11 protein-coding genes are annotated in these 19,436 nt (G+C 44.1%); 9 read left to right on the top strand and 2 right to left on the bottom strand.

Annotated features, from left to right (window positions below):
- The first annotated feature begins 53 nt into the window (after positions 1-53).
- The 9 genes from HGH91_RS07240 (at position 54) to HGH91_RS07200 (ending at position 13,436) form a co-directional block, all read left to right on the top strand.
- Entirely contained in the window at positions 54-1,832 is a 1,779-nt protein-coding gene (locus HGH91_RS07240) for a RagB/SusD family nutrient uptake outer membrane protein (protein ID WP_168737750.1), read from the top strand.
- A 290-nt stretch (positions 1,833-2,122) separates the two neighbouring features.
- Positions 2,123-3,436: a TlpA family protein disulfide reductase gene (locus tag HGH91_RS07235; protein ID WP_168737749.1), complete on the top strand. Its 1,314-nt coding sequence runs from the start codon at positions 2,123-2,125 to the stop codon at positions 3,434-3,436.
- A 164-nt stretch (positions 3,437-3,600) separates the two neighbouring features.
- Positions 3,601-4,500, top strand: a complete 900-nt coding sequence (locus HGH91_RS07230; RefSeq protein WP_168737748.1) for a DUF6263 family protein — start codon at positions 3,601-3,603, stop codon at positions 4,498-4,500.
- Positions 4,501-4,580: 80 nt separating this feature from the next.
- On the top strand, positions 4,581-5,777 hold the full coding sequence (locus HGH91_RS07225; protein WP_168737747.1) for a TlpA disulfide reductase family protein: 1,197 nt from the start codon (positions 4,581-4,583) through the stop codon (positions 5,775-5,777).
- A 20-nt stretch (positions 5,778-5,797) separates the two neighbouring features.
- Positions 5,798-6,982: a TlpA disulfide reductase family protein gene (locus HGH91_RS07220; RefSeq protein WP_168737746.1), complete on the top strand. Its 1,185-nt coding sequence runs from the start codon at positions 5,798-5,800 to the stop codon at positions 6,980-6,982.
- Positions 6,983-7,011: 29 nt separating this feature from the next.
- On the top strand, positions 7,012-9,069 hold the full coding sequence (locus HGH91_RS07215) for a carboxy terminal-processing peptidase (RefSeq protein ID WP_168737745.1): 2,058 nt from the start codon (positions 7,012-7,014) through the stop codon (positions 9,067-9,069).
- Positions 9,070-9,084: 15 nt separating this feature from the next.
- Positions 9,085-10,566 (top strand): S8 family peptidase, encoded by a 1,482-nt coding sequence (locus tag HGH91_RS07210; RefSeq protein ID WP_168737744.1) that lies wholly within the window; start codon positions 9,085-9,087, stop codon positions 10,564-10,566.
- Between the two features lie 33 nt (positions 10,567-10,599).
- Positions 10,600-11,535, top strand: coding sequence for a TraB/GumN family protein (locus tag HGH91_RS07205; RefSeq protein ID WP_168737743.1), 936 nt, complete (start codon positions 10,600-10,602; stop codon positions 11,533-11,535).
- Between the two features lie 59 nt (positions 11,536-11,594).
- Entirely contained in the window at positions 11,595-13,436 is a 1,842-nt protein-coding gene (locus HGH91_RS07200) for a peptidase M61 (protein ID WP_168737742.1), read from the top strand.
- A 533-nt stretch (positions 13,437-13,969) separates the two neighbouring features.
- Here HGH91_RS07200 and HGH91_RS07195 read toward each other — a convergent pair.
- The gene (locus HGH91_RS07195; RefSeq protein WP_168737741.1) at positions 13,970-14,788 is read right to left on the bottom strand and encodes a helix-turn-helix domain-containing protein; all 819 of its coding nucleotides are present in this window, start codon (positions 14,786-14,788) and stop codon (positions 13,970-13,972) included.
- Positions 14,789-15,221: 433 nt separating this feature from the next.
- Positions 15,222-19,298 (bottom strand): hybrid sensor histidine kinase/response regulator transcription factor, encoded by a 4,077-nt coding sequence (locus HGH91_RS07190; RefSeq protein ID WP_168737740.1) that lies wholly within the window; start codon positions 19,296-19,298, stop codon positions 15,222-15,224.
- Positions 19,299-19,436: the final 138 nt, after the last annotated feature.

The following is a 19,436-nucleotide window of genomic DNA, read 5'->3' as shown; positions in this document are numbered from 1 at the left end:
TACTTACCACATATGAGAAAATAAAGATTTTTTCAATGTCAAAATTCACAAACATGACTATCAATCAACATAAATATGCTTCCCGGGTGGTAACTGCAATCTTTTGCTGCAGCCTGATGACAGCTTGTAAAAAAGATTACCTGGACAGGTCCCCGAAGGATGTGTATACGGATCAAACATTCTGGACCACCAGTAAGGATGTAACCGCGGCCATTAATGGCTGCTATCTTAACTGGGAGAGTGCGGACAATATTCTCTATAACGATTGCTATACTGATAATGCCCTGTATGCAACTGCGTTTAGCGGAGGACCATTTGCATTGAACTACGAAAATTTTACCAATGGTTCACTCACTGCCAGCACCAATAACAACAGGCCTAACCTCTACTCCTATCAGGCAATCTACGCCTGCAACTGGTTCCTGGAAAATGTAGACAGGGCCGGTGATAACATTGTTACCCCGGCACTGAAAACGAGGATGAAAGCAGAAGCCCGTTTCCTGCGCGCTTACCGGTATTTCATCCTGACGCAGTTTTACCGTGATGTGCCCTTTGTACTGCACACCATGACACTTACAGAAAGCCGCCTGCAAAAGCAGGTGAAAAGAGATATCGTACGTGATGCTATTATCAAAGAACTGGCGCTGATTGCACCGGATTTACCGGTAAGCTACCCAGGCCAGGAAGATATCGGTCGGGTTACCCGCGGTGCGGCGCTGGCGCTGAAAGCGCGTATTGAACTATTCAGCAATAAATACGATGATTGTATTGCTACCTGTAACCAATTAATGACAGCTCCCTTCAATTATGAGTTATACGCCAATTACGAAGACCTGTTCCGGCCGCAGATCGAAAACAGCCCCACTAACCGGGAAGTGATGCTGGACATTCAATACAAACTGGGGTACAATGTTAAGCAGGCGCTTTCCGGCTATGCTATTGCACCCGTTGGTGGCTCAACGGTGGCTGTCACACAGAGCCTGGTAGATGAATTTGAAACGCTGAATGGTAAAACTATCCAGGAAGATGCATCTTATAACCCCCTGCAGCCATATATGAATCGCGACAGACGACTGGATGCCACAATTATCCGTCCCGGGCTGTTTTATAATGGTATCTATTTTGATCCGATTACCCCATCGAATGCAGGTAGTGGCGGTCCCTTCGGAGGGGGTGGCGGTCCGTTTGGTGGTGGAGGTGGTCCCATTGGTGGCGGTGGAGGACCTATCGGAGGCGGTAGCGCTAATGGCTATAGCCTAAACCCCAGCAACTATAAAGGCGATATGGGGAATTCTATCACCGGCTATAATTTTAAGAAATACCTCAGCAACCTTAACGACTATTGGAATACCCCTTATGGAGCCACAACATTGCAGGGGACCGGTGGTAATGTAATCGTGATCCGTTATGCAGAAGTACTGTTAACTTATGCTGAAGCGAAAATAGAAGCAGGACAAATAGACGCATCTGTATACAATGCCATCAATAAACTTCGTCAGAGGGCAGGGTTACCCAATGCCACAGCAGTTACTCATCCGGACCAGGCATCCCTGCGAACACTCGTAAGACGTGAGCGCAGAGTGGAACTTGCAGGTGAAGGCCTCCGATGGTTCGATATTGTTCGCTGGCAGATAGGGCCGCAAGTCATTAAAAATGTGTACGACTGCCTGAATGGTACGGTAGACAGAACAAACGGTAATCTCATGCTGATGCCAAATTCCAGTACAGTCGTGAGAGCACGTCAGTTTTCCACCAGGTATTACGTTTTCCCTTTTGCTCCTTCAGAATTGCAGGAGAATACCAACCTGGTACAAAATACTGAGTACCGCTAACAACATATTGGAGGGAGCGCCTGTCGTTAAATACGGGCGCTTCCTTTACCAACTGCGTTTAATAAATCAATTTGGATTTTACGAGCCCATCATCTGTCTTTCTATAGGAAAGGTGCCAATCCTTTGCCAGAACGGAAATACATTTCAGTGTATTACAGATTTTTTCCAAAAAAACAAATGGTTGAAATAGTAGTTCTACCATTCTTTCACGTCTTCTTAATAATATGGTAACATTTCTTACATACTAAGAGTAAATCCAGCCTCTAATAACAATATAAAAGAAACCAAAAATGAAACGTAAAACATTGGCCTTCTTATTTTCGCTTTGTCTGTTGGCAGCGGTACAGCAGGAAAGTATGGCACAGGGAACCATGCCCGCTGTAAAAGTAGAAGCACTGAAAAATATGGTTGCGCTCAATCCATTTAAACTGAGCCCGGAACAGGCGAAGAGCTTTGATTTCAGTAAAGGGAAAGGACTGTATTTTGAAGACGGTACTGTGCTCACTACAGACCAATTTATTCAATATTCGTCCCGGCCGGAAAAAGATTATGTAATGGTGCCTTATGCCAATGCCGGAGATACTAGCAAGATTGTGGCTATGCTGGTACGTAAAGCCAGCAACGATGAGCAGACACAATTAAAGGGAGTGGTAGCAGCAATGGAGAAAAAGAAAAATTATGCAAGTGAGTTTCCCGCTGCCGATGATCCAGAGGCTATGAAGGCTATTCAATTTGACCCTAACCTTAAGGCGGCTGACTTCTTAAAGGGTCTGAAGAAAATGGACAGGAAAACAGCTGGCGCTACAGCCATAAATATGGGCAGGGTGGCTCTTTTTGATGAAAAAGGAGACTTGGTTCCGCTGCTGGGCACTGATGGAAAGATGAATCCGCTAGTAAGAAAGTATCAACGCAGCACCTCCTATGCCGACGATTATTATATCGATGAAGAAGAGGTGATCCGGGCAATTGTTTACCGTAAAGCTACCATGGAAGAGCGGAAAGCAAATGGAAGCGGAGAGGAAAAAATCGGCATCGTGGAAGAATCAGCTGGTGTAGACGATAGCGGCGGTGGCGGAGAATTCAGTGCTTCAGCTAAACTGTTGCAGCCAGGTAGCGCGGCTGGCAATAAATCCGGTAACATGGAAGGCGTAAAGTTGCTGACAAATACAGAAAAGCCTAAAGGGGAGAAACGCAAGCCATTCAACTTCAATGCCCCGGATATGAATGGGAATAACGTTGAATTAGCAGCTTTTGAAGGAGAAAAAGTAGTGGTGCTTAATTTCTGGTTTATCCAGTGTAAGCCTTGTGTAGCAGAAATGCCTGAATTGAATAAGCTGGCGGAGCAGTACAAAAACAATAAGAACGTAGAATTTATTTCTATCTGCCTGAATAAGAAAGAAGAAGTTGCAAAATTCTTTGAAAGTACGGAATTCAAATACCGTTGTATTCCTGATGCGCAGCTGATAGCAGGTAAATATGCCGTAACTGCTTTTCCTACTCATATTGTAATTGATAAGAAGGGGCAGGTAGTATTACGCCAAACCAGCTATTCTGATGATTTGGTTGCCAATATCAAAGCAGAAATAGATAGGGGCAGCAAATAAAATAGTCAAATCTAATCATAAATGCCTGTAAGGTGCAGATATCAATCTGGGTTACAGGCATTTTTTTTTCGAGTCGGATGGAAATATATATCCATATGGCGGATAATATTTGTTGTTAATCCCACTCTTTAATATATTCTTTCAAATACTGAAAATATCTGCTCATGTTGAAGCAACTGAAAGCAACTGCTATTATTGTGCTGGCCATTTGTTCAGCCTGCATCTGCGAAGCTCAATCCGGACTTCTTTTAAATATTAAAAAAGGGGATAAATATCTGGTGGAATATAAACAGCAGGTATCGGTGCGTGTAAGTGGTCAGAACCCCGACAGCGCATTTGTATTTACTACTGAAAACATAATGTCCACTGTTTATGAAGTTTTATCGGCCAACAATAATAAGTACCAGGTAAAAGCTACCTATCTGTCTGTTCGGTTTAATTCCAATCCTCCCGCAGGATCTGGTAATTCTCCTGTTCAATTCGACTCAGACAAACCATCCGATATGGAGGGAGAGATAGGAGATCCGGTGAAAACAGTCTTAGGGAAATCAACCACGTTTACTTTTGACGGTACAACCAAAAAATTGGTGAGCATAGATGAAGATCCGGGTATCCAGCCGGAAAATAGCCAGGGTGGACCTGAATTGGGTTTGTTCTTTTTCAATGAAGATGGGTTACGTGCTTTTGCTCCAAAATTGTTGGGCGGCGATCTTCCCGCTGACGCCAGAATAGAAGTTGGATATAAATGGGATCAGAATAATGCTAATAACAATAGCGGTATGGCCACAAAGTTTGAAAGGCATTCCAATATTTCAAAAATTGAACCAGGAAGCATCCTTGTTGACGTTAATCAAACGGTTACATCTGCAGGCAGCCCTGAAGGTAGCAGCATGACGATCGATTCAAAGTCAACAGCAACAGGCAAGAAAGTAATTGACCGTGCTACCGGCATGTTGCTGGAAAGCAGGTTCGACGACAAAGGCCTTATTCAGACAGAAAGTGAAGAGGGTAGAGGCACCACCGAAAAAACAACCATTACCACACTGACGGTTAAAAAAATGTAGCAGGCGTTTGCCAGCTTTTTCCGGTCAGCAGGAAAGTGCGCTTAAACCCGATATCAGTTGTAAAAAGACAAATGATCAATATGTTGAAGAAAATATTAATGCAGGGTGTAGTCATGCTGTTGTCGGCGGTTTCCGTATTCGGACAGTTTGCCGGCCCATTTCAGATCAATGGAAGCACTGTCAATATTGCAGATGTAGATAAGGTGGTACTGCGCTACAGGAGCGCCGATGGTCTGCAGAGCGATACCATAAAGGTGGTGGATGGCAGGTATTCTTTTTTCGGGCAGATCGTGGAGCCGCAACTGGTCTGGGTAAATATGCTGCACACCCCCAATGAATACGGCCGGGTAAAATATCCGAAAAAAGATGAAGTATATCAGATGTACCTGAATTCCGGGGTTGTCGAAGTACAATCGGCAGACAATTTTGCTAACATGCATGCAACCGGTACAGGTGCAAAATGGCAAAAGGACTATGCATACCTGGCGCAGCAACAGCAGTTAACAAAAGACAGCGGTGAAACGATGGTGATTACATACCGCGAAGCGTCGTTGCGCATGAAGGGTGGATTGGTGCCGAATTACACGGCTGCCGACAGGCAGAAAGACTCTATAAAGGTGAAAGAGATTGATGACAAGTATTTAACACTGACTGAGCATCTCAATAAAAATATCCTCCTTCCCTATATAAAAAACAGCCCTGGTTCACCGCTTGCACTCTGGGCGTTGAAAATCTATACCGGGGAAAGGGTAAATGATTACCAGGAAGCCAAAGCTTTGTTCGAATCGTTGTCGGACAATGTGCGGAACATGCCCATTGCGAAGCCTTATACTCAATTGCTGCAGGCTGTTTCAATCTCATCCGAAGGGGTTATTGCTCCCGAATTTTCCTTGCCGGATACCAGCAACACCATGGTTACACTGGAATCGCTCAGGGGAAAGTATGTATTGCTTGATTTCTGGGCCAGCTGGTGTGGACCATGCCGGGCCGAAAATCCCCATGTGCGCAAACTCTATCAGCAATACAAAGACAAAGGCTTTACTGTCCTGAGTGTATCAATCGACAACAAATCGCAGCTGAAAGCCTGGAAAAAAGCGATAGAGGAAGATGGGCTGACCTGGACACAGGTAGTAACAACAGATGGTAACGTAGCACGCCTGTATAACGTAAACAGTGTGCCGCAGAACTTTCTCATCAACCCTGAAGGAAAAATAATTGCGAAGAACCTGGAACGGCAGGCGTTATCCGATAAACTGAAGACATTGTTCGCTCATTAAATCAAAACCAATTGTACGCGATGAAAAAGATATTTTATCTCTTGGCCTCAGGCTGTTTTGCTGCCGGCTCCGTGGCGGCACAAAGTGGTTCCTTCCAACTGGATGGAACGCTTAATAATATGCCCTACGTAGAAAAGATATTTATGCAGTACCGGGGCGATGGAGGTGTGAAAATCAGGGATACCGCCACGGTAATAAATGGTAAGTACAGCTTTAAAGGTACGGTGAATGAGGCGCAGGATGTAATGCTGAGAGCTAAATATGTGAAAGACCAGCAGCATTTGCAACTGTCGCCTTTCGCAAAAAAAGGTAGCGACAGATTTAAAATATTCATTTCTCCTGGCGCTAACGCGACACTCAATTCTATTGATTCGCTTTCAAATACCTCCGTAAAAGGATTGCCCTGGCAAGCAGATTTTTTATTCCTGGATAGTTTGATGACAGCTTATAATGACAAATTCCAGGAAATTTCACGTATGGATATGAAACTGAATCCTGTACAGAAGGCGGCGTTCAGAGATTCAGTTATGGCGGATCCTAATGCCTTGGGGATGATTACGTTGCTACAGACAAATCTGGACTACGCAGCAACGCATCCGGAATCTCCTTTGTCACTGCATGCACTGTGGATGTGTAGCGAAAATTGCCAGCATGTGGGAGACGGGATGCTTATGCAGCAGCAGGTACAGCTGGCGTACGACAGGTTATCCCCGGCACTCCGTGCGTCGATGGCCGGTATAACGATTGGAGAAGGCATTAAGGAGAAACTGGCCACTATCAGTAAATTGGCCACTGGTAAACCGGCTCCTGATTTTTCGCTAGCTGATACTTCCGGCGCTATCGTTTCTCTCCATTCTTTCAAAGGTAAATGTGTACTGGTCGATTTCTGGGCCAGCTGGTGTGGACCTTGCCGGGAGGAAATACCTAATATAAAAAGATTGCATGAAAAATACCATACAAAAGGGTTTGAGGTAATCAATGTTACCGTAAACCGGGAGAAAGGCTATGATAGCTGGATGAGGGCTATCAGGCAGGAAGGGATGAACTGGTTCAATGTATGGGATAAAACAGGCGCCGTTGGTGAACTATACAACGTTGGACCCATACCGGATAATTTCCTCATTAATAAGGACGGCAACGTTGTAGCAAGGGACCTGAAAGGAAAAGCTTTGGGAAATAAACTAAAAGAGTTGCTGGGAGAGTAACCAACTGCAGAAAAATACCTGATAATCTAATGAAAAACAAAATAAGAATATTTACTGTGTTGGCTATTCTGCTCCCATTTGCATTGGCAGCACAAGCACCTGGTGATGATTTCAATAAGCTTTTTCATGGTGTGGCCAATGTCTTAAAAGCCAATCACTATAGCCAGCGCGCCTACGATGATTCTTTCGCTATAAAGGTGTATGCGCAATACATGAACTGGCTTGATAATGAGCAACTCATCTTCCTCCAACCAGATATTTCCCTGCTGCAGCAGGCAGGCATGAATATCGACGACGAATTGAATGGTGCTCCGGTTCAATTTTACCAGAAAGTTGCTGCTGTATTTAGAAAGCGCATAGTAGAAACAGAGGCCACCTGTAATAACATTTTGGATAAACCTTTTCGTTTCACTATTAACGAAACCTGGCAATCATCACAGCCGGGCCAGTCCAGCTATCCGGCCAGTAAAGCTGATCAGGTGGCGAAATGCACGCGGTGGCTGAAATCGCTGGCGCTGGAACGCCTGGCGGCTATGCCACTGAAAGAAATTGGAAATGTCCGGGCGGAACAAATTGTCCGAAAAATTCTGTTGCAGAATATTCGTAAAAAGTTTGCTGATTACAAGAGCTACTCAGACAGCCTGTTTTTCTATCAATACCTGAAAACTATTCCTTACTCCGCAGATCCGCACTCATTCTATCAAACGGAGGAGGAATCGCAGGCCTGGAAATCCACCATGGATGGAAAGCGGGCTGCATATTATGGCGTGGGTATGCAATTGAGTGAAGCAGGTGGCTACCTGACGGTGAAGGCGACTATTCCGGGTGGATCAGCAGCAGCATCACACCAGGTGGAGGCGGGCGACATTATTGTCTCCATTGAGCAGGAGAATGGTGAGAAAGAAGCCGTGGCGGGTCACAACATGAATGAAGTGCTGTCGCTCATTATTGGTCAGGAAGGGACCATTGTCAAACTACATCTCAGGAAACCAGGGGGGGCGCTGCATACGGTAGCATTGAAACGCGCCGAACTGTCGCAGGAACCGCCACGAGCAAATAGCCTGATAGTGGAAAAGGATGGGAAAAGAATCGGTTACCTCAGGTTCCCCATGTTTTATAACGGCGCCTTCATGGATATCAGAAAGGAGATGAAGAAATTGAAGCATGAACAGGTAGATGGCGTTATCATTGATCTGCGTAATAATGGAGGTGGATCTTTTATGGATGTTGCACAAATGATTGGCGACTTCATTCCCGCAGGGCCACGGGTACAGATCCGGGACAAAGATGGCAAAATAGATGACAACAGGGATATCGATGGTAAGACCATCTACGATGGATCCCTGGTAGTAATGGTAAACGGCGGCTCCGCCTCTGCATCAGAATTATTCAGTTCTGCTATGCAGGACTACAAACGAGCCATAATTATCGGGGCTCCCAGTTTTGGTAAGGGAACTGTGCAGGGTAACCAGCCTATCGTAGAGAAAATACCCAATTTCAATGGCGGATATATCAACACCGATCCCCTGGGCGGCGCACTCTGGCTGACCTCCCAGAAGTTCTATCGTATTAGTGGCCGCTCAGTTCAACTGAAAGGGGTTACACCGGATATTGTATTGCCCGACTACCTGGATTATACGAGAAGCAGGGAAAAAGACAATGCAAACCCAATTCCTTACGACGAAATCCAGCCTGCAGTCTATACGAATTGGAGTGCCGGCTACGACCTGAAGGCTGTAACAGAAAAACTGCAACAGCGGGTAATAGCAATACCTGTAATAAAACAGCTTCGGGAGAACCAGGACCAGCTCAGGAAATTATCCCAGTTACCATTAAACCTTCAGTGGAACAAATACATGGATCGTCAGAAAGCAATTGCCGAACTGCTGGCTGCCAGTGAAAAATTGCAGAAATCGGATATAACGCAGGCGGTACGATTGCTGCAGGCCGATGCTGACAATAATCGAAGAAGCCCCAGCCAGGTGTCGGGACAGCTATTGATGATGAAGGAAGTGGAGACGGACAGGGAAGTTGCAGTGGCAGCAGATGCTTTGCTGATGATGACCACCGCGAAAACAAAAGAATAAAAACGAATGCTGTTTATGAAAGATAATATCAGGAGTATAGCAATGCTATTATTGAGCATTGTATCGATGCAGTATGTAAATGCGCAGTCAACAGGAAAACCAGACTTAAAAGGCTGGCACCTAAAAGATAAAGCTACCGACGGTGTTTATGGTATCAGTTTGCAGCAAGCATACGATTACATCCGTGATCATAAGTATAAAGTTCATCCCGTAATAGTGGCCGTGATAGATAATGGCATGGACACCAGCCATGAAGATCTGAAAAACGTACTATGGAAGAATTCCCGTGAGGTGGCCGGAAATGGGGTGGATGACGATAGGAATGGCTATGTGGACGACGTTTTTGGGTGGAATTTTTTGGGAAATAAAGAGGGCGGAAACATTACTACAGAATCTACAGAAAGAGAAAGGGCATATCAAAAATACAGCACCAAATGGCAACATTTTGATAGCACACATATCTCATCCCTGTCGGCGGCAGATCAGAAGGAATATACAATATGGGAAAAGGTAGCCCTGGCCAATCGTAAGCCCGTTTATGTGAAGTCCGATTCCACGGTGAATTTAGCACAGGAAATGTATAATTCAGTTGACAGGGTGAACAAACGGCGTAAAGAGATAGTAGGAGATAATTGGGAAGATATAAATGACAGGAACTACGGGAATGCAAATGTTGCTGCCGGTAAACCCAGCCACGGTACGCACGTGGCTGGCATAATCGCGGCAGAGCGTAATAATGGTTTGGGAATAGATGGAGTGGCAGATAAAGCGCGTATTATGCCCATAAGGGCAGTGCCAGATGGAGATGAGCGCGATAAAGATATCGCCCTGGCTATACGCTATGCGGTGGATAATGGAGCAAGGGTGATTAATATGAGTTTTGGGAAAGATTTTTCACCGGGGAAAAATTGGGTAGATGAAGCGGTGAAATACGCGGAAGCCCACGATGTGCTGTTGATCCACGCAGCCGGAAATGATATGAAAAACCTGGACGTTGCTGAGAACTATCCTTCTCCGGTTTCCGAAGATACTACTTACAAGGCAGCTAACTGGATCACTGTGGGCGCCAGCGATGTGCCATTTGGAACAGCGTCTTTTTCGAACTATGGAAAGAAAAGCGTCGATGTATTTGCGCCCGGCACCAGGATCTATGCTACTGTGCCTAAAAAGAGCAACTACATGTTTATGGATGGCACCAGTATGGCAGCACCAGTGGTTGCGGGCATTGCAGCGCTGATCAGAGAATATTTCCCGCGGTTATCAGCGCGGCAGGTAAAATACATCATTGAACATTCTGTGCTAAAACCGCAGGAGACAGTTAATATACCCGGCGCCAAAAGAAAGAACGGTGTAGTGCCTGCGAAAGTAAAGCTATCCGAGATTTGCATCACAGGCGGCATTGTTAATGCCTGCGATGCAGTAAGGCTTGCTGCCGCTACAAAGGGGGAATTAAAGAAACGTGCGATGAAGAAGATATTAAAAGTTCAGGAACGCTAGAAGGTATATAGTTATAATACATAATATTTATATATGAGATTTATTACCGGTCGCTATTTCGTTTTGAATTGCGTAATGATTTTATGCTCGGTTGTTGCGGTTGCGCAGCAGGCTACAGACTCCATGCAGAATAGTTTACTTTGGAGAATAAGTGGCAACGGGCTAACAAAGTCTTCCTACCTGTTTGGCACCACCCACCTGGTTTGTAAAGCGGATTTGAATACCCTCTTGCCCGCAACACTGAAAAAAACAATCATATCTGCTGATGAGGCAATCTTTGAAGTATATGAAGCAGACCCCAATGTGCTGGCGCAACAGTCCATGCAATACAATATGATGACTGGAGGTATTACATTGGATAGCTTATTGTCGCCACAAGAATCGGATACCGTCAACAATTACTTCGAAACGCATCCTATGAGGGGCTTAATACTGCCTCTGGCCAAAAAAATGAAACCAGTTCTGCTGCTTGGTATGATCGGTGCAAGGCAATCATTTGTATGTGAGGGCGACAAGACCAGTAGCATGGAAGAAGAGTTGCAGTATCTGGCGAAGTTGTTTTACAAACCCTGCAGCGGGTTCTCTTCCTATAAGGAGCAGATGGGATACCTGGACAGCGTACCCTATAGGGACCAGGCTGTGATGCTGTTACGTGCAATGGGGAAGATGAATGCCAATCCAGCAACAACGGTGAGTGAGAACTCTATTCAGAATATGTATGAACTCTACAAACAACAGAAAGCTGCACAGCTCTACAGAATTATTGAGGGGGAAACAAAACCGGACGATCCCTGGCTGAAGTTTACCCGCAACGCGCGTAACAATTTGTGGGTGCCTCGCCTGGAGGCGAAAATGAAGCAAGGTTCAGTATTTGTTGCTATTGGGTTTGCACATATTCCGGGTAAAAATGGCCTGATACAGCTGTTGCGCAATAAAGGATATATTGTCGAGCAGATATCTAATAATTAGAAGTATATCTGTCAGAGGTTGGGTGTTAGCCTGTAAGTAAAACAAAATCTAAATAACTGATGAAGAAAATATATTTGCTGCTTATTTATATCAATATAGTGGTTTCAGCGCTCGCTCAGCAATCCTATCAGTACAAAGTTGATCTTACAAAAGCGGGTAAGCATTCAGTGTTGGTAACATTGCGGACGCCTAAAATGAATAAAAGGGACGTCAGTTTTTGCTTGCCTGCCATCATTCCTGGTACCTATCAATTCAGTAACTTTGGTCGCCTTGTTTTCGACCTGAAAGCGTATGACAGCAAAGGAAAGGAGTTGCCTGTAATGCATGAAGAGGGTGCCAATTCCTGGAAAATCAGCAAAGCATTAAATCTTGATAGTATCTCCTATACGGTGGAAGATACCTGGCATCAGCCTAAGGATTTAGGTATTTATCCAATGGGAGGAACGAGTATTGAGGCGGGTGAAAATTTTTCAATTAATGCCCCAGGATTTTTCGGCTATTTTGAAAATATGGAGAATCTTGCGTTTCAGGTAGAATTTATTAAGCCAACAGGATTCTACGGATCATCAGCACTGGAAGCTGTTAACACCAGTGACAGCTCAGATTTGTTTTCGGTGGGAAGCGTTCACGACTTATACGATTCACCTATTATGTACTGTAAACCTGATACCGCCAGCGTAAACCTGGGAAGAACAACGGTGTTGGTATCCTCCTATACTACAGATGGTAAAAAGCATGCTCCTGCGCTGGTGGCGGAAATGGAGCGGTTACTCACCGCTACGCAGAGCTACCTTGGAGGGAAACTGCCGATAAAGAAATATGCTTTCCTGTATAATTTTGCAAACCGGGCGCCAATGCAGGGTGCTCTCGAGCATAACTACTCTTCCTTTTATGCGCTGGGCAGTATGCCGGAATCTAAGATGAAAAGCATGATCGTAAGTATTTCGGCTCATGAGTTCTTCCATATTATCACTCCTCTTTCCATCAGCTCAAAAGAAATAAGGGAGTTCAACTATCAGGTACCTGTTTTGTCGAAGCATTTGTGGCTCTACGAAGGCACTACAGAATATGATGCGCATCACCTGCAGGAATTATACGGCCTCACAGATTATAAACAATTTTTTAAAGCACTGACAAAAAAAATAGCGGAATCTTACAATAAATATAATGATACGCTGCCATTTACTGTTATGAGTAAGGAGGTGGCCACCACCTACAAAAATCAATACGGCAACGTTTATGAAAAGGGGGCCCTGATCAGTGCCTGCCTCGATATTTACTTATTACATCTTTCGGGCGGCCGTTATGGTTTAGGACAACTGAAACATGATCTTGGCATCAGGTATGGCCGCAATACCTACTTTGAGGACGATAGCCTTTTCGATCAAATTGCTATGCTCAGTTTCCCGGAAGTAAAGGATTTTCTGAATAAGTATGTAGCAGGTAGTATGCGGATTCCTTACACTGATTTTTTTGCCATGGCGGGTGTGGACTATCACACCAATTTGCAAAGGCAGGTATATTCTATCGGTCAACCAGGTATCGCAGTTATGGCAGGGAAAAAAGTGACAATTGTTGGTGTTAGTAACCTGGACGACATGGGGAGAAAAATGGGATATAAACTGATGGATGAGATTGTAAGCGTAAACGGAGAACCTGCATCCGGGAGTGATTTCTACGAGCTAATTGATCGGCAGCGTGAAGCCTGGAAGGAAGGCGACGTACTGACGATGGTCGTGAAACGGAAGAATGATGCAGGTGAGGAGGAGTTGAAAACACTAACGGCACCAGTTTCGGTTAAGGAAACTATTACCGAAGCCTATAGAATGAAAATGATGCCTGATAAGGATTTGACGCCACTACAACGAAATGTTCGGAAAGCCTGGCTTAGCGGGATTTGATGTTTTACGGAAGAAAATTATGTAAATGGTTTGAATGTCAGAGATACCTTTGAGCTCATCGCAAATCTTGTAAACCTGTAGACAAAAGTACCCCAATTTGAGCACAAATTTAGACCCTCTTTTTTTCTCGCGGGTATATCTTTGAATGAAGTCATTGAGTACTGGGATTATATTTTTTGAACAATGTAAACTCCCTCCTGGGAGATCAACCAAAATCTGTTTAACATGTCTTCTACCCGGCCTGGGCTTTCTGTAAATGCAGATTAATATCAAATGGTAACCAGTTTCCCCAGGATCGGGATAGGGAGATTATTCATCAATTATACCGTTATGAAGACAGCTTCTTTCCGGCATCTGGTGCCTACGCATTAGTGCGCAGAATAATGTGTTAGTGGCATTGCGTAAATTCCAGAATGAATATGGCCAAGGTGGCGGTGGTATCCGTTGGTGGAATCAATACGTTTTTCATTATGCCTGAGTCTTAAAATGAAAAAGGCGGTTAGATAACCGCCTCTTCCTCATTTTGAACCAATTCAGGAAATACTCATCGCATTAACGGCATTTAGCCCATGATTAGTGGCCTGTATGCTTGCCCGTAATTCCGCTGTAAATTTTACCGGCGATTGGCCGAAGTGTTTCTTAAATTCCTTACTGAAATATTTCCATTCATTAAATCCTACCTCCCAGGCAACCTCCACTACCTTTTTATCCTGGCACAAGAGCATGATCGCTGCTTTTTGGAGTCGCAATAATTTAATAAGCTCTGCGGGAGAACTACTGGATGTTTCCTTAAGCCGCTTATAAAGGACAGATCTGCTTATTCCTATTTCCCTGGCCAGTTTTTGGGTAGTAAATGCAGAATTGCCAATATTGGCTTCTACTATTTCTTTCAGCTGTCCAAGAAATGCCCCCTGTTCTTTGCAAATCATCCCTTCCGGTACATTCATGTGTTTTTTGTGTTTGAAATGCTCACTCCAGGTGTGTTTCATTTGTAACAGGTTATGTATGTAACTGCGTAGAATCCGGATATTACATGGCTTGGTGAGATACAAGTCGGCGCCGCTGTTGAGTCCCATGAGCTGTTGTGTCAGCGTTGACTGCCCGGAAATAACGATAATGGGGATATGCTTTGTCCGACTATCATTTTTAAGCCGCCGGCAAATGTTCAGCCCATTCTCAGAAGGTAAATCTACATCTGCAATGATGAGATCAGGTATTTCTTTGGTGGCTGCGTCCACCCCACCAGCACCGGAACATGCCTGGATCAACTCATATTCCAGTTCAAGCTGCATTTTGATAAAGGCCCGGAGTTCATAATTGCTCTCAATAAGAAGAATTCTACTTTCAACCATTTTGCTCGCATTTTATTTTCAAATGTCAAAAGCAACGGCTCCTCTTGATAATACTTGGTTACAGGGGAACAATTGCACGACGTTTATTTCAAATAGTAATGCATAGGGGTTGTAACATTTTTTTTAAAGTGGGAAAATCTGTTGTTTTTAAAATTTTTTAATAATTCAGACAATTTGATCCGTAACTAAAAGTAGCATATTAGACAGTTGCGTAAACGCGCAGTACCCATCCTTTTAGAATTGCCCCCACAATTATTTAGGATTTCCCCCCAAGCGGAAATGCCCTGTGGTATTGTGTTAAGAGGAATGCTGCCAGGACGATACTGAATGTTATCTTTGCCGGGTGGGTGGGGGGACAGGCCGGCCATGAGGGCACGCCTTAATTTGGGGGAAAAGAAATCCCTGTAGTAAATGTTATTATGCGCTTGCCGGTTTATTGTCTCGCGTAATCTCCGGGAGTGACATCGAACATTTTTTTGAATTCACTGGTGAAATGTTTTCTGTCGTTGTAGCCCACCATGTTCATCACCTCGTACACCGCAAACCGTTTTTCACGTAAAAGCGAGGCTGCTTTTTTAAGCCGGACCTGTTTCATGAAATCGTTAACAGACATATCGGTAATCGCCTTGATCTTTTTATAGAGGATGGGTTGGCTCATCAGCATGTGTGTGGCAAGCAATGGTACGCCAAAGTTGCTCGCAGACATATTTTCCTCTATAAAACTGATTGCTTTCTGTAAGAATAGGTCGTCAATGGAGTTGATTGTTGCATTATCCCTGGCAGGTTGTTGCTGGCTGTATTTTTTGCGTATTTTTTCCCTGGATACAAGTAGGTTATACATATGAAGTTCCAAAATATGAATACTGAATGGTTTGGTGATATACCTATCAGCGCCCATTTGCAGTCCATTGATTTGGCTGGGGGTAGTGTTTTGGGCTGTAAGCAGGATGATGGGTATATGGCTGGTTCGTTCATCGAGTTTTAGTTTTCCGCAAAGTGTAAACCCATCCATGCCCGGCATCATCACGTCGCTGATAATAAGGTCGGGGATCTCAGTTGTAGCTGATGCGAACCCGCCTATTCCGTCTGCGCTTTCAAGTATATTGTAGCCAGGATGAAGAGTTTGAACCAGGAAGGATCTTAGATCGTGGTTGTCCTCTACTATTAATATGTTATACTTATTCTCACCCGGTCCATTGGGTGCCTGCACAGGATGGCTTTCAGTGGGGTCCAATGTTTGTGCTGGTAGGTGCGGGATGTGGTGCGTGTTTTTCCTCCGTGCTTCCAAAGGACCTGGCGTTGCTGAAAGATGCATGCATCCCTTTAGCAGGGAAACCGTAAAGCATGTTTTGACGCCCATTTCGCTTTCTACATATATTTGCCCATTATGCAAATCTATAATGCTTTTTGAAAGTGCGAGCCCGATTCCGTAGCCGGTATTATACTGACCATAGTCATTCTCCTGGAAAAAATTCTCAAAGAGCCGGTCTAAATTTTTATGGGCAATTCCCCGGCCGTTATCTGTAACACTTATCTCTACCAAAGTTGTTTGTTCCTCAATGAGCATAGTTACCATACCGCCATCCTGTGTAAATTTAAACGCATTCGACAGCAGATTCACAAATACCTTTGTCATCTGTTTACCGTCGAACAGGAGGGGGATATTGTCAGATGAAGCATTAAATGCAGTTTGAATGTTGCGGGAGCTGGCAACATCTTCGAATGTGGCATAAATATCCCTGGCAAATGATACGATATTCGTTTCTGCTACATGCAGGGGCGTATAACCGGATTCTGCTTTTCTAAAGTCCATTAATTCGCCTACCAGTTGTAACAAGTTATCCGAATTCTTTTTTACATATTGAAGTTGCCTGAGGTCTTCCCGATCCCTTTGCCGCAATTGCATTTTCTCTATCGGTCCTATAATGAGGGCAAGGTGTGTACGGATCTCGTGCGAAATATTGGTAAAGAAATTCAGTTTTGCATGGTATAGGGCATTTTCTTTTTTTACTAATTCCCTGAGCAGGAAATACCGGAAGATAATGGACAGAATGGAGGCCAATAAAATAAAGTAGAGACAATATGCCCACCAGGTGCTCCAGAAAGGAGGATATATCTGTATTTGCATTTGTTGTGGTTCGCCCCACATTCCGTCGTTATTAGCCCCTTTTACGTAGAAAGTGTAATGGCCGGGAGGAAGACCCGTGTAAGTGGCAGACGTAGTGTTGCTATGGTTCCATTCCTTCTCGATTGGCTCCATTTTGTACATATACCTGTTTTTTTCAGGCTTGATGAAGTTGAGGAGTGCAAAATGAATGGTGAATGCGTTTTGATCGTAATTGAAATCCAGCTTTTTCTTAAAGGTTATTACCCGGTCCAGGATTTTGTCCGGTCCGCCTATTGCTACAGGCTTGTTGAATAGATCAAGGGATGTGAACCGGAGGGGGGCTTTTTGATTATTGGTCGCTATCTCTTTGGGCGAAAATATAGTAAAACCATTGTAGCCACCGAAAAGCAACTGGCCATTTGCGGCTTTGAAACTGGAATTGTAATTGAATCCACTGGTCATCAAGCCGTCTTCGACAGTATATGAACGGCATATGCCAGTCTCCGGCTGAAAGCTACTAAGCGCATTATTGGTACTGATCCATAATTGGCCGGAATTATCTTCTTCGATACTTAGAATGTTGTTGTCCGGGAGGCCATTCTCCTTTGTAAAGGACTGTATGCTGTTTTTTTTAGGAGAGTAGGCGATGAGACCTATTGAATAGGTGCCGAACCAGATAGTTCCCTGGTGATCTTCCTTTATACAGTTGATTTCGGTGGTATTGGCAACGCTGTCCTTTGTAAGATTAAAAGGTGTAAATGAAGTCGATCCATTTTTTAATATATATAATTTCCTTGCAGTAGCGACCCATATATTTTTCCTGGAATCCTCAATAATAAAATGAGCAGAATAGCTATTCCTGACACGGGTGATATCGATATTCTCCGTAAATGGCTGCAGGTCGCTTCCATGGCGCTGAAATAAGCGGAGCCCCATTTGTGTTCCCACCCAAAATCGTCCCTGGCTATCTTCCAGGATTGATTTCACTTCCGACGTCAGGGCTGCAGTATCGATATTTTCAAAAGTGAACTTTTTAAATTGCTTCCCCGCCGATGTCAATACATCTAATCCACCACCATGTGTGCCAATCCAAAGATTTCCTTCCCTATCACAAATCAATGTTTTAACCAGGTTGGATGAAAGACAGTTGATCTTTCCTGGTTGGCTCTTGTAGCTGGTAAACTGGCCGGTAGCGGCGTTGAAATAATTGATGCCACCTCCATCTGTCCCTATCCAGAAATTATGTCGGCTATCCTCCGCAAAGGAGCTGATGACATTGTTGCTTACACTGGACCGGTACTTATTGTACTGGTGCACTGTGAATGGTGTGGTGATGTTATCTGCAATATTTACTCCTCCGTAATAAGTTCCTATCCAGATCGACCCTGCTTTGTCCTCGAAGGTGCTGAAGATGGAGTTCTGACTCAGCCCCTGTTTGAGATCCGGATCATTTTGGACATGAGAAAGCTGGTTAGTTTGTGTGTCATAGATATAAAGCCCATCAAATGTGCCGATCCATAACTTTCCTCTTTTATCACACGTAATACTCCGGATGTTATTGCCCGAAAGACTGGACCTGGCTGCAAGGCAGATTGGAATATTTTTAAATTGGCCGGTTGACTGATCGTAGGAATAAAGTCCCTGGTCATTTGTCCCGATCCAGAGGTGCCATGGATCCCGTCTGTCAGGAACAACCGTAGTGATCATATTGCTTTGGAGGCCTTTGTTGTCTTCTTTTCGAAAAACCTTTCCGGATAATACGTTTTTTTGCTGTTCCAGGCATATTAACCCCTCCATGCTCCCTATCCATAATTTTCCCTGGGCATCTTCGCAGATCGATTTTATTTCATTGCGTAACGGGGATGGTTGTTTATTATCCGGAAATCGTGCCTCCACCGGTAAAAAGGACTCACTATTTTTTAGGGTCTGCCGGTACAAACCGGCAATAGTGCCCAGCCACAATATTCCATGATGGTCCTCGTAAATACATTCGATGTCGCTTCCGATTGTCCCCGGGGGCTCGGGAAATATTCTCTTAAAGATGTCCTTTTCCGGCAAATATTTATTTAATCCGGATCTCGTACCAACCCATAAAATATGTTGCCTGTCTACCAGCAGCGATATAACATTATCAAATGAAAGTGTTGTGGAATCTTTATAATCGGATTTGTATACTTTAAAGTGTGCGCCATCGTAGCGGTTCAGGCCGTATCTCCCGCCAAGCCACATAAAGCCCTGCTGATCCTGCGTGATGGCAAGGATTGTATTTTGAATTAAACCGTTGTCCATGTTCAGGTGCCGGAAAGTTCTTTCCTGGGCATGAAGCAATTGTAAATTGTAGCAAGTGGTTAATAGAAATACGAAGAAGAAATGAATATTATTGCGAAGCCTTTGTCCCGACATTATTTTTCACAATTTTTCTTTACGAAATTTGCCTTACTACAGATGGTTGGCTGATGGTATGTGGCTAATCAGATATTGACTCCATATAACTCTCCCCCCTAATTTAAGGGAAAAATATATAAAATATAATATTATTTA

The organism is Chitinophaga eiseniae (genome assembly GCF_012641265.1).
Classification (GTDB): Bacteria; Bacteroidota; Bacteroidia; order Chitinophagales; family Chitinophagaceae; genus Chitinophaga; species Chitinophaga eiseniae_A.
This window is presented reverse-complemented; position numbering and strand designations above follow the sequence as displayed.